Here is a 14,912-nt window from a genome sequence, read left to right as displayed (position 1 = left end):
CGCGTATGCCGTCTTACACGCCGGTGACCCGCGCGCCTGAGCAGGCCTATCCTCAGGACCCGGGCTACGACACCCAGCCGGCGCCTGCCGACTACACCTACGACGAGACCGCCCAGGGCGGCGCATATCAGGGTGAGCACTACGCTCCTCATCAGGGCTACGCCCAGCAGCCCCAAGGATATGAGAACCAGGGCTACGACAACCAGCCTTACGATAATCAGGGCTACGCGAACCAAGGCTACGACCAGCAGGGTTATGCTGGTCAGCAAGGTTACGAGAACGGTCAGCCGTATTATCAGGACGAGACCGGCTACCCTGCCGAGACCTATGCCGAGCAGGGCTACGATCAGAACGGCTATCCCCAGCAGCCCTACCAGGGGACCGATTACCAGGCGCCGAATACGGCCAGCCCTACCAGAACGGCGCCTATCACGACGCCGGCGCGGCCGAAGACGAGCCGCTCGACCTGGATATGGAAGATGCGTCCGAATACGCGGGGCAGCAGCCGGTCGAGCAGAGCTTCGAAGCCTATGGCGAAGAAGCAGCCTATGCGGACCAGGAGGCCCAGGGATACGATCACTACGCTCCCGCCGAGGGTTATGGGCCCGGACAGGAGCAGGGCTATAGCAACGGCTATGGCGATCAGGCTTACGCCGAGCAGGACTACGCAGAGCAGGGCTACGATCCCAACGCCTATGCCGGTCAGGCTTATGCCGAGGGCCAATATCCCGATGGCGAATATGCGCCGCAGGATGGCAGCCACGCGGTGCAGACTTACGAGGCAGCCTATGACGGCGCGCCCGAGATCCCGCTGAGCTACGGCCAGCCGGGCGCCGGATACCAGGATGCCGAACCCCAGTCCGATGCCGACTTCATGGGTACCGAGGGCGGTGCCGACGGTAAGGTCAAGGCCGGCATTTTCAGCAAATATATGGGCCGCCGCAGCGGCATCATGATCGGCAGCGCCGTGGTCGGCGCCATCGCTCTGGGCGGCGCTCTCGCCTTTGCCTTCAAGCAGAGCGGTGGCGGCATTTCCGGCGAGCCGCCCCTGATCACGGCCGAGAACACCCCCGTCAAGGAAGCGCCCGAGCAACCCGGCGGCAAGGAGTTCCCTCACAAGAACAAGCTGATCTACGACCGGCTCGAGAACGGCGATCAGCCCGAGGCCGATCGCCTCGTTCCGCGCCAGGAAGAGCTGGCCCTGCCGAACATGCCGGCCCAGACCGACATGCCGGATATGCCGGAGCTGGCCGCCAATGACGCCGGCAACGCCGGTGCGGCCGACGCATCCGACCCGGATTCCGGACCGCGCAAGGTGAAGACCCTAACCGTGCGTCCCGACGGCTCCGTCGATGCAGGACAGGCCACCGCCAATGCGGCCGGCGCCCAATCCGAGCCGACCACCACGGCCTCCATCGAGCCGCAGGCACAGCCGGCACCCGCGCCGGCGGCCGCAAGCCGGAACTATGTGGTCCAGGTCGCTTCGAAGAAGGATCAGACCGAAGCACTCGCCGCCTTCGCCGACATGCAGCAGAAATATCCTTCGCTGCTGGCGAATTACCGGCCGATGGTCAACCGCGTGAACCTTGGCGACAAGGGCGTGTGGTACCGTCTCCAGGTCGGCCCCATGTCCAGCCAGGCCGACGCATCTCAGCTTTGCGGTCAGTTGAAGGCAAAGGGTCTCAACGACTGCCTGGTGATGGCCCAGTAGAGCAGGCTGCCGCCAAAGCGGTGGACGCAGTCAATAAGCGGGCTTGACGGGGTGAGCCGCCCCGGATAGCCCGCTTGAATGGCATTCCAAGCCTTCATAGCGAGTTGCGCGGGTCCGGAGCTTTCCGAGGCCGAGCGCAGCTTTTTCGGACGGAGCCGCCCCTGCGGCCTCATCCTCTTTGCCCGCAATTGCGAGACGCCGGAACAGATCCGCGCGCTCACCGACAGCTTCAAGCAGGCGGTCGGCAGCGAAGAAATCCTCATCCTGATCGATCAGGAAGGGGGCAGGGTGCAACGTCTCAAGCCGCCGACATGGCCGCAAATGCCGCCCGCCCGGGCCTATGGCGACCTCTACGCCAAGGATGCCGAGGCCGGGAAGCGGGCCGCCTTCTACGGCGCCCGTCTCATCGCCCACCAGCTCCATGCCCTCGGCATCAACACCAATTGCGCCCCCGTGCTCGACGTGCCCCAGCCGGGGGCCCATGAGATTATCGGCGATCGCGCCTACGGCACCGATCCCGAAACCATCGCGATCCTCGGCCGGGCCGTCATGGACGGCTATCTCGCCGGCGGCGTTTTGCCGGTGATCAAGCACGTGCCCGGCCACGGTCGTGCCGAAGCCGACAGCCATCTGTCTCTGCCCAAGATCGATGCGACCCAAGAGGAACTGGCGGCAGTCGACTTCAAGCCGTTCCAGGCGTTGAAGGACGCGCCGCTCGCCATGACCGCCCACGTCCTTCTGCCTGTTTTCGATTCCGACCGTCCAGCCAGCACCTCGCCCGTTATAATGGGGGAAGTGATTCGGAAGACCATCGGCCTCGAAGGACTCGTGATGTGTGACGACCTCGGCATGAAGGCGCTTTCAGGCACCATGCGGGAGAAGGCGGCAGCGGCCATCGCGGCCGGCTGCGATGTCGCCCTTCACTGCAGTGGCGCGCTGTCCGAGATGGAAGACGTCGCCGAGGCCGTGCCCGCGCTAACGGGCGAGCCGAAATCCCGCTTCGACCGCGCCATCGCGGCGCTCCATGCCCCGGAGCCCTTCGACCACGAAGAGGCGCTCGCCATGCTCGCCCAGGTCCAGGGCACGCCCATCGTCTGGGCGGAAGGCTAGCCATGGCCGAAGACGAGATCTCCCAGGAAGAAGAGAGCGTCGACGCCGGGTCGAAACAGGCCGCGCCCTCCAAGGCACCGCCGGCCGATCCTGATTTCGCCTCTTGGGACGACGATCCCTTGCGGGAGAGCGACCCCAACGAGGCCCTCGTCGTCGATGTGGAGGGCTTCGAAGGCCCTCTCGACCTGCTGCTCGCCATGGCCCGCACCCAGAAGGTGGATCTGTCAAAGATCTCCGTCCTGGCGCTCGCCCAGCAATATCTCAGCTTCATCGAGGACGCGCGCAAGCTGCGCCTGGAGCTTGCCGCCGACTATCTCGTCATGGCGGCATGGCTGACCTTCATCAAGTCCAAGCTGCTCCTCCCCGACGAGGAGGACGACGAGGAAGGGCTCTCCGGCGAGGAGATGGCCCTGATGCTGCAGTTCCGGCTGAAGCGCCTCGATGCCATGCGCGAGGCCGCCGCCACCCTGATGAACCGCAAGCGTCTGGGCCGCGACATCTTCAGACGCGGCGACCCGGAGCCGATCCGCGTGATGCGCCGCCAGATCTATGACGCCAATGTCTATGACCTGCTGAAGGCTTACGCCCAGCAGCGCCAGCGAAATTCCGTTCGCGCATTTAACGTGAAGAAGCGCACCGTCTGGTCCATCAAGGAAGCCCGCGGCGAGCTCGAACGGCTGCTCGGCATGGCCGTCGACTGGGCGCCCCTCAACGATCTTTTCGCCGAGTTCCTGGTCGATCCGGAGATTCGGCGCACGGCGCTCGCCAGCGGGCTCAATGCCAGCCTGGAGATGGCGCGGGAAGGGGCTGTCGAGCTCCGCCAGTCTAAGGTGTTTGCGCCGCTTCTGGTGCGCCGCCGCGAAGGATCGGAAGAGGGCGGTACGGACCGCCACAGGACTGCCGAAGAAACGCACTAGAGAGACACGAGAACGAGGTCGCGGATGACAGTCAAGAACCTGGAGAGAGCCGCAAAGGTGGAAGAAGAGGAACACGATGCCGGCCGGCCCGAGCTGGGCTTGCCTCTCCCGTTCCCCTCCAACGTCACGTCGCTTCCCTCCGCCGACCGGCGCGAGAAGCTGCGCATCGTGGAGGCGCTGCTGTTTGCCGCGAGCGAGCCGCTGGACGAGAAGACCCTCGGCCGGCATTTTGCCGCCGACGAGGACGTCTCGGCGCTAATCGAGGAGCTTCAGGGCCTGTATGCAGGGCGCGGCGTGAACTTGGTCCGCGTCGCCGGCAAATGGGCCTTCCGCACCGCGGAGGATCTCGGCTTCCTGCTGGAGCGCGAAGCCGTCGAGCAGCGCCGCCTGTCCCGTGCGGCTCTGGAGACCCTCGCCATCATCGCCTACCACCAGCCGGTCACCCGCGCCGAGATCGAGGAGATCCGCGGCGTCAGCATCTCCAAGGGCACTCTGGACGTGCTGCTGGAAACGGGCTGGGTGAAGCTGCGCGGCCGGCGCCGCGCCCCGGGCCGTCCCGTGACTTACGGCACGACGCCTTATTTCCTCGAGCATTTCGGCTTCGACTGCATCGACGATCTGCCCGGCCTCGCCGAGCTGAAAGGGGCGGGTTTGCTCGATTCGAGCCTGCCGCCCGGCTTCGCCATGCCGTCGCCCAACGATTCCGCCGAGCTTCGCGACGACGAGGATCCGCTGGAGGACGGCGAATTCGACGAGTTCGACGAAGCGGCCCCGGAGTCCGATGACGAGGACGAGGGTTCAGATGCGAACGCAAAAGCGGATGCCGAGCCCGGAACCGCTGAATCCGAGGGTGAGGACAACGTCACCACGGCGTTGTCCGATCCAGAGCGCGATGGGAGCGGCTGAGGGACCTTCGTGAGGTCGGCAGCCGGATCGATGTGTTGGAGTTCCTGAAAGCGCTGCGCCGGGATCCCGGAGATGGAGGTCAGGCCGGCTCTACACCGGCGCGACCCGACGTGACGCCCAAGGCTGGCGTCAGTTTCGCCAAGCCTCTCATCTTCGATCGCGTCGGGCGGAAGTTCGGCCGGACTTCGGCGCTGAACGATGTCAGCCTCGATATTCCTCCCGGTGAGATCCTTTGCCTGCTCGGCCCGTCCGGCTGCGGCAAGTCCACCCTACTGCGCATCGCAGCCGGCGTGGAGCGGCCGACCAGCGGGCGCGTGCTTCTTGACGGCGAGGAGGTGGCGGGGCCGAGCCGTTTCGTGCTTCCCGAGAAGCGCGGCATTGGCCTGATGTTCCAGGACTACTCGTTGTTTCCCCATCTGACGGTCGTGCAGAACGTCGCCTACGGCCTGCGCGATCTCGGCCGGGCCGAGGCGCGGCGGGAAGCGATGATGGCCCTGGACCGGGTCGGACTGGACGCCTATGCCGGGCGTTATCCCCACGTTCTCTCGGGCGGCGAACAGCAGCGCGTTGCGCTCGCCCGGGCCATCGCGCCGCGGCCTGGCGTGCTTCTGATGGATGAGCCGTTCTCCAATCTCGATTCCCGCCTCAGGGACCGTATGCGCGATGACACCCTCGCCATCCTCCGGGAGACCGGCGCCACTGCCATCGTGGTGACCCATGACAGCGAAGAGGCCATGCGCATGGGCGATCGCATCGCCCTCTTGCGGGACGGGCGGCTGATGCAGCTCGGCTCGGCGGAAGAGCTCTATGTCGCGCCGAACGATATTTTCGCGGCGCGTTTCTTCTCCGATCTCAACGAGATTCCGGCGCGGGTGACCGCGGGCAGGGCGGAGACCCCCCTCGGCAGTTTCGAAGCGGACGGCCATGCCGATGGCAGCGCCGTGGTGGTATGCATTCGCCAGCGGGATCTGAAGCTTCTGCCGGCAGGCGAAGGTACCTCCGCCCGAATCGTGGACCGCCGCTTTCTCGGAGACGTGCTGCTGGTCGAGCTTGCGGTGGCTGGTCTCGACCGCCCGATTTTCCTTCGCCCGCCGGGCGATGCGCCGCCGCCGGGCACGGAAACCGGGCTTGGCGTGGCCGCCAATGCCCCGTTGATTTTCGCAGGACAAGGCGCCTCTGCCCAATAGGGGCTATATCCGCTGACCGGCTTGCGGCCCGTGGGGCTTTCCTGTCATAGTGTGCGAAATCTTCCCTGCCATCCGGTGCGCGCTACGAAATCGAGAGGCTCTTCATGGGGCTAAGCTGGGCTCACATTCTAATCGTCTTGGTCGTGTTCATCCTTCTGTTTGGACGGAACAAGATCTCCGATCTCATGGGCGACGTCGCCAAGGGCATCAAGAGCTTCAAGAAGGGGCTCGCCGAGGACGACGATGTGCGCGAAGAGGATACGCCCGCGGAGCGGGTCGCCCGGGCCGAGCCCCAGGTTATCGAGCATCAGCCTGTCGAGCCGCCCCCGTCGCCGAAGCCGGCCAAGAAGGCGCCCGCCCGTCGTGCAACCACCAAGGCCGCGGCCAAGCCGGCGGCGGCCCGCAAGACCTCCAGCCGTACCGGCACGAGCGCGAAGAAGACCACGGCCAGCGCCCGCAAGACGTCCGGCAGCAAATCGACCACCCGGAAGTCGTCCAGCGGCTCCAGCCGCAAATCCGGTTGATCCGGCATTCGGGCGAGACGCGGCGCCGACCGGTGACCGTGAACCAATAAGACAGCACCCATGTTCGACATCGGCTGGATGGAGCTTCTGGTCATCGCGGTGGTGGCCATCGTGGTGGTGGGGCCGAAGGATCTACCCCGCCTGATGCGAACCTTCGGCCACTACGCCGGCAAGATCCGCCGCATGGCCAGCGACTTTCAGAATCAGTTCGATCAGGCTCTTAGCGGTGCAGAGCTGGAGGAGATGCAGCGCCGCTACCAGGAAGCGGTCGACATGCCCGAGCGGGTGAAGGGTCCGCCGATGCTTCCAGCGCCCGAAGAGGCGCGGGCGCATCCGCAGAATCAGCCGAAGGAAACAGCGCAGGCCGCGAACACGACCGCGCGCAAGTCGCCAACGCAAGCATCCGCTGCCCGAAAGGCCGCGTCCTCCGGCACGACCAAGAAGCCAAGCGCTACTAAGACAGGCAAATCCACTTCCGGCAGCGCCGCGTCCAAATCCAGGACGACGGCGGCAACCGCTTCGAAGGCCGGTGGAAAGACATCTCGGAAGACCGCGGCCAGCGCGAAGGCCGGCTCTGCCACGACGGGCGCGGGCAAGGCCTCCGCCGCGGCGAAGCCCGCATCCGCCAAGGCGCCCCCGAAGCCCGGCGGGACCAAGCGGGCCGCATCGGGCACAGCTAAGCCGCGCGGTGGCGCCAAGCCCCGGGGCAAGGGCGGAGCCAAGGAGCAATCCTCGTGAGCGCCGACGACGATCAGGACGATATCGACGCGAGCAAAGCGCCGCTGATGGATCACCTGGTCGAGCTGCGCCGGCGACTCCTCTGGTCGCTTCTCGCGGTGGGCGCGGCCTTCATCCTGTGCTTCGCCTTTGCCAAGCAAATCTACAATCTGCTGCTCTGGCCTTACCGCTGGGCGGCGGGCGTCAACACGCCCATCGAGATGATCTACACCGCGCCCCAGGAATTCTTCTTCACCGAGATGAAGCTCGCCCTGTTCGGCGCCGTGTTCATCGCCTTTCCGGTGATCGCCAGCCAGCTCTACATGTTCGTGGCGCCGGGCCTCTACAAGAACGAGCGGCGGGCCTTCCTGCCGTTCCTGGCGGCGACGCCCGTGCTGTTCCTGCTCGGCGCGGCGCTGGTCTATTTCCTGGCCATGCCGCTCGCCATGACCTTCTTCCTCTCCATGCAGCAATCGGGAGAGGACGGGGTGAAAATCGCGCTGACCGCCAAGGTCAGCGAGTATCTCAGCCTGATCATGACCCTGATCCTGGCGTTCGGGGTCTGCTTCCAGCTCCCTGTGGTGCTGACGCTGCTGGCCCGCGCCGGCATCATTACCGCCGACTGGCTCCGGAAATATCGCCGCCACGCCATCATGGTCATGGTGGTCATCGCCGCGGTCCTGACGCCGCCCGATCCCATCAGCCAGCTCGCCCTGTGGATCCCGACCATCCTCCTCTACGAACTGTCGATCCTCGCGGTCTCCATGGCCGAAAAGAAACGCGATCAGGCGAAAGAGGCGGACGAGGACGATAAGTCCGACGAGTAGTGGGAAAGCGCTCGAGCTTGGATCCGTCGGGCGCGATCAAATTCTGAGTCATCACCGGGCTTGTCCCGGTGATCCATGAACACGGAATAAATGATTCAGCACGGTGGTCATGGATGCCCGGCACAAGGCCGGGCATGACGCCGATATTAGAAGCAACGCTGATCTAGATTCTCATGGTGAGGGCGGGCGCAGCCCGCGTCCCGAACCATGCAGGCCCCCAGCCACACATTCCACGTCATTGCCGGACTTGATCCGGCAATCCAGGGCAAGTCGTACTGGAGCTTCCGGCCCTGGATGCCTGGGGCGAGCCCGGGCCTCACGGAGTCACAGGAAGGCCCCCCATGACAAAGCTCGGCTATCGCCGTATAGGGGAGACGACTTTCAGCGGCGAAAAGAACAGGGTCCCTCGTGCTCGACATCAAATGGATTCGCGATAACCAGGACGCCTTCGTCGAGGGCCTGACAAATCGCGGCTTCGACGATCCCCAAGCCCAGTTGAATCAGATCCTCAAGCTGGACGAACAACGTCGTGAGACGATTCAGAAATTGCAGGACGCCCAGGAGCGCCGCAATGCTGCGTCCAAGGAGATCGGCAAGGCCAAGCAGGCGAAGGACGAGACGCTCGCCCAATCCCTCATGGACGAGGTCGCCGGCCTGAAAGACGAGGTGAAGCAGGGCGAGGATGCCGAGCGTGCCATCGATACAGAACTCCGCGATCTCCTTGCGGGCATTCCGAATATGCCTCTCGACGACGTGCCGGTCGGGCCGGACGAGGAGGCCAATGTCGAGATTCGGAAATGGGGTGAGCTGCCCAGCCTAAGCTTTGACGCGAAGCAGCATTTCGAGCTCGGCGAAGACCTGGGCCTGATGGATTTCGAGACCGCCGCCAAGATGTCCGGCGCCCGCTTCGTGGTGCTGCAAGGGGCGCTCGCGCGCCTGGAGCGCGCCCTGGGACACTTCATGCTCGACCTTCACACGAGCGAGCACGGCTATACCGAAGTGGCGCCGCCGCTTTTAGTCCGCGACGACACCATGTTCGGCACCGGCCAGTTGCCGAAGTTTCGAGATGACCAGTTTCAGGCCAAATCAAAGGTCGCGCTTGGAGACGAGGAGTTCCGTGTAACCGTCGGCTCAGAGTCAGGCACTCTGTCTGTAGAATTCCTCGGGCCACGGAAAGATGAGCTAAAAAGACGCTTCGTCGGCTTGATGGATTTGCGGAATCCTCACCTGGACCAGGGGGTGGTGGTCGGGGCCAAACCTGTCATCGACGATCACGAATGCTGGCTCATCCCGACCGCCGAAGTGCCGCTCACCAATCTTGTCCGCGAGGAGATCGTCCCCGAGGACACGCTCCCCAAACGCGTCACCGCCTTCACCCCGTGCTTCCGGGCCGAAGCAGGGGCTGCGGGCCGCGACACCCGCGGCATGATCCGCCAACACCAGTTCTCCAAGGTCGAGATGGTCTCCATCACGACGCCGGATGAGTCCCTTGACGAGCTGGAGCGTATGACCGGCTGCGCCGAGACCGTGCTCCAGCGTCTCGGCCTCCCGTATCGCGTCGTGACGCTGTCGACTGGCGACATGGGGTTCTCGGCCCGCAAGACCTACGACATTGAAGTCTGGCTTCCGGGGCAGGATGCCTATCGCGAAATCTCGTCCTGCTCGGTATGCGGCGATTTCCAGGCCCGTCGCATGAATGCCCGCTACCGGGTGAAGGACGGCAAGGACAACCGCCTCGTCCATACCCTGAACGGCTCCGGCGTCGCTGTCGGGCGCGCGCTGATTGCCGTCATGGAGAATTACCAGGAGGCGGACGGCGGCATTCGCATTCCCGACGTGCTGAAGCCCTATATGGGTGGCATGGAAAGAATCGATCCTCCCAAGCGTTGAGGCCTCTCCGCACGGACGAGGAACACGAAGACGTCGCTGGTGGCCGGTAATCGGGTCACGGCCGCCGGCTCGAGAACAAGCATGCAGGGTGAGCAGTAGGTGAGTATGAGAATCGTTGTGACCAATGACGACGGCGTCGAGGCGGCCGGGATCGAGGTTCTGGAGGAGATCGCCCACGAGCTCTCCGACGACGTCTGGGTCGTCGCGCCGGAGACTGATAATAGCGGCGCCTCCCATTCCCTGACCCTGGCGGAACCCCTCCGCCTGCGCGAGCTCGGTCAGCAGCGCTACGCGGTGAAGGGCACGCCGACCGATTGCGTGATCATGGCGGTCCGCTCGCTCCTGCTCGATCATCCGCCGGATCTCATCCTTTCCGGCGTCAATCGCGGACAAAACGTGGCCGACGACGTGACCTATTCCGGCACCGTCGCAGGCGCCATCGAAGGCACGCTGCTCGGCATCCGCTCCATCGCGCTGAGCCTGGTGACCGGACCCATGGAGCAGGGCGTTCCGATCTGGGAGACCCCGCTCACCCACGGCGCCAAGGTCGTCCGGCAGCTTCTCGACACGGATTGGACCAGGGGCGTGCTGCTCAACGTGAACTTTCCCGATTGCCAGCCCGACGAGGTAACCGGCGTTGAAGTCACGCGTATGGGCCAGCGCTCGCCGGATCTGCTCAATATCGACGACCGCATGGATACCCGCGGCAAGGCCTATTATTGGATCGGCGTGAACCGCGAAATGGCCGAGCCCCCTGAGGGCACCGACATCTGGGCGGTGCGCAACAAGGCCATCTCCGTGACGCCGCTCTGTCTCGACTTCACGCACCAGCCCACCTGCGAGCAGCTCCAAAAAGCGCTGAAAAGCTGAATCCGCATCGCGGCCATGGCGTAACAGCCTAGAATCGTCGGATATTCCGGGACCGACTCTGATTCGGAGCAGTCCCCTTATGGCGGCAAGCGCCCAAGACCAGATCGGGCTGATCATGCAGCTCAGGCGTCGCGGCATCCGCGACACGCGGGTCCTGCGCGCCATGGAGCTCGTGCCGCGTGACGTCTTCGTCGAGCCGTCCTTCCTCAAGCACGCCTATCAGGATATCGCGCTGCCCATCGAATGCGGGCAGACCATCTCTCAGCCCTACGTGGTCGCCTTCATGACCGAGGCGCTGGAGGTGGCGGATCATCACACCGTGCTCGAGATCGGCACCGGCTCCGGTTACCAGGCCGCAGTGCTCTCCCAGCTTTGCCGCCACGTCTACACCATCGAACGCTACCGGGAATTGCAGAAGCTCGCCGACGATCACTTCGAAGCGCTCGGTATCGACAATGTCAGCACGATCATCGGCGACGGCTGGATCGGCTGGCCGCCCCAGGCGCCGTTCGACCGCATCATCGTCACCGCGGCGGCGCCCGAATTGCCGGAAGCCCTGGTCGATCAGCTGAAGGTCGGCGGACGGATGATCATCCCCATCGGCGAGAACCGGGACTCTCAATCCCTCGTCCAGGTCGACAAATTTGGCGAAGACGACGAATTCACGGAAAGATCGCTCCTGCCGGTGCGATTCGTGCCGCTGGTGAAGGGCAGGGTGAAACGCTCATGACGCGAATCCTCAGGGTTTCAGGGGCGCCGCGACGCTACCAGCCCGAATGGCGGACCCGTGGAGAACTCTCGGCCCCAGACGGCATCGCCGATGAAAAGGACAGCGAAATCATGCCCATCCTCACCAATCAGGGAGCGGTGTTAAGACGCTGTTTACCCCATCGGCGCTTAACTGCCGCTTCGATTAGAAAGTTTGGAGTACGGGGGTTTCTGGGTATGAGGGAAACGGCATTTTGGTCGACCCTTGGGCGCGGCTCAATTCTGGCTGCAGCCGCCATTGCCACCGCCGGCGTGGCGGGGTGCAGCAACAGCTCCCGCTTCGATAGTCCGGCCTACAGCCTGTCGAGCAACGGCGGCAGCGGTTACGACGAGACCACAACCGCCTCTCTCGGCCCGGTTCCGCCGGAATCCGTCTATGGCGGCAGCGGCGGCTCCTATGGCGGCGGCGGTTCGAACCAATATGCCAGCGCCACGCCACCGCGCACCACGCCGGGCTTCGACAGCCGCGGCCGCTATACCAGCGGAACCGGTTACGCGAGCAACAATAGCGGCGGCAGCAGCTATAGCGGCAGCAACAGCTACAGCGGCGGCGGGAACAGCTATTCGAGCAATTCCTACAGCGGTGGAAATTCGTATACCGGCGGCAACAGCTACAAGCCGACGCCCGTGTCCTATCGGCCGAACGACGACACCACCAGCAGCTATTCCGGCTCGACCAACAAATACCCGGTGCAGCAGGCGGTCTACACGCCGCCCGCGCCGAAGCAGCCCGCTATGCCGCCCCAGCGCGTCGCCTCCGCCGACCGTGCTGCGCTGACCGGTCCGGGCTCCAAGACCATCACCGTCCAGAACGGTGACAGCCTCTATCTCTATTCCCTGCGCTACGGCGTGTCGGTGGAAGCGATCCAGAAGGCCAACGGCCTGTCGGGCATTGCCCTGACGGCTGGCCAGAAGATCGTCATCCCGGCCAAGGGTGCGACGGTGGAGGACGATTCCTACATCATCCAGGCCGGCGACAGCCTGAGCTCCATCGCCCGCAAGCACGGCGTGACCGAGCAGGCCCTCGCGAGCGCCAACAACATCAGCAATGCGCGCAGCCTGCAGATCGGCCAGGAGCTGAAGATCCCGAGCGGCGGCAGCACGCCTCAGCCGACGGTTCAGGCCCGCAGCCAACAGCCGCAGACGGCGCCCGCCGCTCCGCAGCCGCCGGCCCAGCAGGCCGAAAGCGACAGCAACGTGCGGGTTGTGCGGACTCAGAAGGTCGAGTCGCCCGACTTCGCCAAGCAGAGCCAGCCCGAGCCGCAGCAGGAGGCGAGCACCGCACCCGCCAGCGGCAGCCAGGTCGCGAGCACCAAATCTCTTCCGTCGCCCGATCCCATGTCCGGTCAGCGCTTCCGCTGGCCCGTGAATGGCCGCGTGATCTCCAAGTTCGGCTCCCGTGCTGATGGGGGTCATAACGACGGCATCGACATTTCCGTGCCCCAGGGCACGTCCGTGAAGGCCGCCGAGAATGGCGTCGTCGCCTATGCGGGCAACGAGCTGAAGGGCTACGGCAACCTGGTGCTGATCCGGCACTCCAACAACTGGGTCTCGGCTTACGCCCACAACGAGAACGTTACCGTCAAGCGCGGCGACAAGGTGACCCGCGGCCAGACCATCGCTCAAGCCGGCGCCACGGGTTCGGTCAGCCAGCCGCAGCTCCACTTCGAGCTGCGTAAAGGATCTCGCCCGGTCGATCCGCTCAAATATATGAGCACGGCGACCGCCGGCGCGAACTAGGGACCGGTTTCCGAAGAGACGGGTTTCAGAAGAGATTGAATCAGGGGTGAGCCGAGGCTCGCCCCTTTTTCGTTTGGGGGTCGCCAACCACGCCTCCTCGTCGGGAGAGTAGGAGCCCGTTGCGGGTTTTGGGAAAATGGTCCCGCAAAACACGTCGTCATGCCCGGGCTCGTCCCGGGCATCCATGAACACCGGCGCCCGTTGAAAGAACGCCCGCAGGGGTTATGGATCCCCGGCACAGGGCCGGGGATGACTGGCTTCCCGAGGCGAGCGTGTCTAAAACCGCTTCCCCAGCCGCCCCGCAAGCGACTGGATATACTGCCAGGCCACGCGGCCCGAGCGGCTGCCCCGGCCCATGGCCCAGGCCAGCGCCTCTCGACGCAACTCCTCATCGGAGATGTCGAGCCCGTAATGCGCGGCGTAGCCTCGGACCATCTCCAGATAGTCATTTTGGCTGCAATTGTGGAAGCCGAGCCACAAGCCGAACCGGTCCGAGAGGGACACCGATTCCTCCACCGCCTCTGACGGATTGATCGCCGTGGACTGCTCGTTCTCGATCATCTCCCGGGACAGGAGATGCCGACGGTTGGAGGTTGCGTAGAAGATCACGTTCTCCGGCCGGCCTTCGACACCGCCCTCCAGCACCGCCTTCAGCGACTTGTAGGAGGTGTCCTGCGCCTCGAACGAGAGGTCGTCGCAGAACAGGATGAACCGGTACTCCGCATCTCTCAGCAGATGAAGAAGCTGGGGCAGGGAGCCGATATCCTCCCGGTGAATCTCGATGAGCTTGAGGTCGGGCGTCTCGGCCTCGCCTGCGGCCTGTTCTGCGACCGCGCCGTGGACAGCTTTCACCAGAGAACTCTTGCCCATGCCCCGCGCGCCCCAGAGAAGCGCGTTATTGGCGGGTAGCCCGTGAGCGAAACGCTCGGTGTTCTCCACCAACGTGTCGCGCATATGGTCGATGCCCTTGAGCAGGGGCAGGGGTTGGCGGTTGACCGCAGCCACCGGCTGCAGGGCCTCGCGCTCCGCCTGCCACACAAACGCATCCGCCGCACCGAAATCGGGCGCCTTGCGATTTGCGGGCGCCATGCGGTCCAACGCGTCCGCGATTCGAGCCAACAGGCTCTCGGTCTTCGTCTCAGAGGTCATTGATGGTTCTGCCGGGAGAAAGATTGCGAGAAACAGGCTTTACGATGCCCTCACAGCCGTTGCAAAGGCGCGTTAGCTGGCTATAGTCGCGCCAAACGCGGGGAGGGGTTTCCCTCCTTTATCAAGCCCTTCGACTGGGCGGCCATAATTTATGTAATACGAGGGATGGGAGCAAATGATCGAGCCGGTCTTAGCCCAAGCTGCTCCGGGCGCAATGGACTACTTCAATAGTCTCCTGATCCCGACTGTTCTGATCATCGGCATCATGTATTTCCTGATGATCCGTCCGCAGCAGAAGCGGATGAAAGCCCATCAGGACATGATCGGATCTCTGCGCCGGGGCGACAATGTCGTCACCGCCGGCGGCATCCTCGGCAAGATCACCAAGGTCGATGACGACGAGATCCAGGTCGAGGTTTCGGAAGGCGTTCGCATTCGCGTGCTGAAATCGACCATCTCCGAGGTTCGCGGCAAGCCCGAGCCCGCCAACAACAACGACAAGACACCGGCCAAGCCCGGCGGCCGCTCCAAGGGCGGGAGCGCCTCCTGATGCGCCTTGTCCGCTCTCGGCCGTCCGGCCACCTCGCCTAGTCAAT

13 protein-coding genes and 1 pseudogene are annotated in these 14,912 nt (G+C 64.5%); 13 read left to right on the top strand and 1 reads right to left on the bottom strand.

Annotation, left to right across the window (positions count from 1 at the left end; genetic code table 11):
* The first annotated feature begins 472 nt into the window (after nt 1-472).
* The 12 genes and pseudogenes from A7A08_RS02820 (at nt 473) to A7A08_RS02765 (ending at nt 13,167) form a co-directional block, all read left to right on the top strand.
* Nucleotides 473-1,711, top strand: coding sequence for an SPOR domain-containing protein (locus tag A7A08_RS02820; protein ID WP_069093991.1), 1,239 nt, complete (start codon nt 473-475; stop codon nt 1,709-1,711).
* Between the two features lie 78 nt (nt 1,712-1,789).
* Nucleotides 1,790-2,821, top strand: a complete 1,032-nt coding sequence (gene nagZ, locus A7A08_RS02815) for a beta-N-acetylhexosaminidase (protein WP_069093990.1) — start codon at nt 1,790-1,792, stop codon at nt 2,819-2,821.
* Between the two features lie 2 nt (nt 2,822-2,823).
* A complete protein-coding gene (locus A7A08_RS02810; RefSeq protein ID WP_083226383.1) occupies nt 2,824-3,738 on the top strand; it encodes a segregation and condensation protein A in 915 nt (304 codons plus the stop codon).
* Nucleotides 3,739-3,762: 24 nt separating this feature from the next.
* Nucleotides 3,763-4,644 (top strand): SMC-Scp complex subunit ScpB, encoded by an 882-nt coding sequence (gene scpB / locus A7A08_RS02805; protein WP_083226382.1) that lies wholly within the window; start codon nt 3,763-3,765, stop codon nt 4,642-4,644.
* A gap of 110 nt (nt 4,645-4,754) precedes the next feature.
* A complete protein-coding gene (locus A7A08_RS02800; RefSeq protein ID WP_141693838.1) occupies nt 4,755-5,831 on the top strand; it encodes an ABC transporter ATP-binding protein in 1,077 nt (358 codons plus the stop codon).
* Between the two features lie 104 nt (nt 5,832-5,935).
* Nucleotides 5,936-6,073, top strand: a pseudogene (gene tatA / locus A7A08_RS16680) (twin-arginine translocase TatA/TatE family subunit); the annotation flags it as partial.
* A gap of 342 nt (nt 6,074-6,415) precedes the next feature.
* Nucleotides 6,416-7,093 carry a Sec-independent protein translocase protein TatB gene (gene tatB, locus A7A08_RS02790; RefSeq protein ID WP_069093989.1) on the top strand — a complete coding sequence of 226 codons (678 nt, stop codon included), beginning with the start codon at nt 6,416-6,418 and terminating at the stop codon, nt 7,091-7,093.
* A gap of 47 nt (nt 7,094-7,140) precedes the next feature.
* Complete coding sequence (tatC, locus tag A7A08_RS02785) at nt 7,141-7,899, top strand: twin-arginine translocase subunit TatC (protein ID WP_069094285.1); 759 nt, start codon at nt 7,141-7,143, stop codon at nt 7,897-7,899.
* 408 nt (nt 7,900-8,307) lie between these two features.
* The gene (serS, locus tag A7A08_RS02780; protein ID WP_069093988.1) at nt 8,308-9,789 is read left to right on the top strand and encodes a serine--tRNA ligase; all 1,482 of its coding nucleotides are present in this window, start codon (nt 8,308-8,310) and stop codon (nt 9,787-9,789) included.
* A gap of 105 nt (nt 9,790-9,894) precedes the next feature.
* Nucleotides 9,895-10,659 (top strand): 5'/3'-nucleotidase SurE, encoded by a 765-nt coding sequence (gene surE / locus A7A08_RS02775; protein ID WP_069093987.1) that lies wholly within the window; start codon nt 9,895-9,897, stop codon nt 10,657-10,659.
* Between the two features lie 79 nt (nt 10,660-10,738).
* Nucleotides 10,739-11,389, top strand: a complete 651-nt coding sequence (locus A7A08_RS02770; protein WP_069093986.1) for a protein-L-isoaspartate(D-aspartate) O-methyltransferase — start codon at nt 10,739-10,741, stop codon at nt 11,387-11,389.
* Nucleotides 11,390-11,604: 215 nt separating this feature from the next.
* Complete coding sequence (locus A7A08_RS02765) at nt 11,605-13,167, top strand: LysM peptidoglycan-binding domain-containing M23 family metallopeptidase (RefSeq protein WP_069093985.1); 1,563 nt, start codon at nt 11,605-11,607, stop codon at nt 13,165-13,167.
* 276 nt (nt 13,168-13,443) lie between these two features.
* Here the strand turns inward: A7A08_RS02765 and A7A08_RS02760 are convergent, their stop codons facing one another.
* Nucleotides 13,444-14,316: an ATP-binding protein gene (locus A7A08_RS02760; RefSeq protein ID WP_069093984.1), complete on the bottom strand. Its 873-nt coding sequence runs from the start codon at nt 14,314-14,316 to the stop codon at nt 13,444-13,446.
* 175 nt (nt 14,317-14,491) lie between these two features.
* Between A7A08_RS02760 and yajC the strand changes: the two genes are divergently transcribed.
* Entirely contained in the window at nt 14,492-14,866 is a 375-nt protein-coding gene (gene yajC / locus A7A08_RS02755) for a preprotein translocase subunit YajC (RefSeq protein ID WP_069093983.1), read from the top strand.
* Nucleotides 14,867-14,912 lie beyond the last annotated feature (46 nt).

This window comes from Methyloligella halotolerans (assembly GCF_001708935.1).
In the GTDB taxonomy this organism is placed as follows: domain Bacteria; phylum Pseudomonadota; class Alphaproteobacteria; order Rhizobiales; family Methyloligellaceae; genus Methyloligella; species Methyloligella halotolerans.
Note: the sequence above shows the minus strand (reverse complement) of the source record. Positions and strands in the feature narration are given on the sequence as shown.

Bases quoted from the DNA above. Each gene is read 5' to 3' on its own strand.
- surE (WP_069093987.1), top strand. From the start codon at position 9,895: ATGAGAATCGTTGTGACCAATGACGACGGCGTCGAGGCGGCCGGGATC.
- A7A08_RS02820 (WP_069093991.1), top strand. From the start codon at position 473: ATGGAAGATGCGTCCGAATACGCGGGGCAGCAGCCGGTCGAGCAGAGC.
- yajC (WP_069093983.1), top strand. From the start codon at position 14,492: ATGATCGAGCCGGTCTTAGCCCAAGCTGCTCCGGGCGCAATGGACTAC.
- nagZ (WP_069093990.1), top strand. From the start codon at position 1,790: ATGGCATTCCAAGCCTTCATAGCGAGTTGCGCGGGTCCGGAGCTTTCC.
- tatC (WP_069094285.1), top strand. From the start codon at position 7,141: ATGGATCACCTGGTCGAGCTGCGCCGGCGACTCCTCTGGTCGCTTCTC.
- tatB (WP_069093989.1), top strand. From the start codon at position 6,416: ATGTTCGACATCGGCTGGATGGAGCTTCTGGTCATCGCGGTGGTGGCC.
- A7A08_RS02770 (WP_069093986.1), top strand. From the start codon at position 10,739: ATGGCGGCAAGCGCCCAAGACCAGATCGGGCTGATCATGCAGCTCAGG.
- A7A08_RS02760 (WP_069093984.1), bottom strand. From the start codon at position 14,316: ATGACCTCTGAGACGAAGACCGAGAGCCTGTTGGCTCGAATCGCGGAC.
- scpB (WP_083226382.1), top strand. From the start codon at position 3,763: ATGACAGTCAAGAACCTGGAGAGAGCCGCAAAGGTGGAAGAAGAGGAA.
- A7A08_RS02810 (WP_083226383.1), top strand. From the start codon at position 2,824: ATGGCCGAAGACGAGATCTCCCAGGAAGAAGAGAGCGTCGACGCCGGG.
- A7A08_RS02765 (WP_069093985.1), top strand. From the start codon at position 11,605: ATGAGGGAAACGGCATTTTGGTCGACCCTTGGGCGCGGCTCAATTCTG.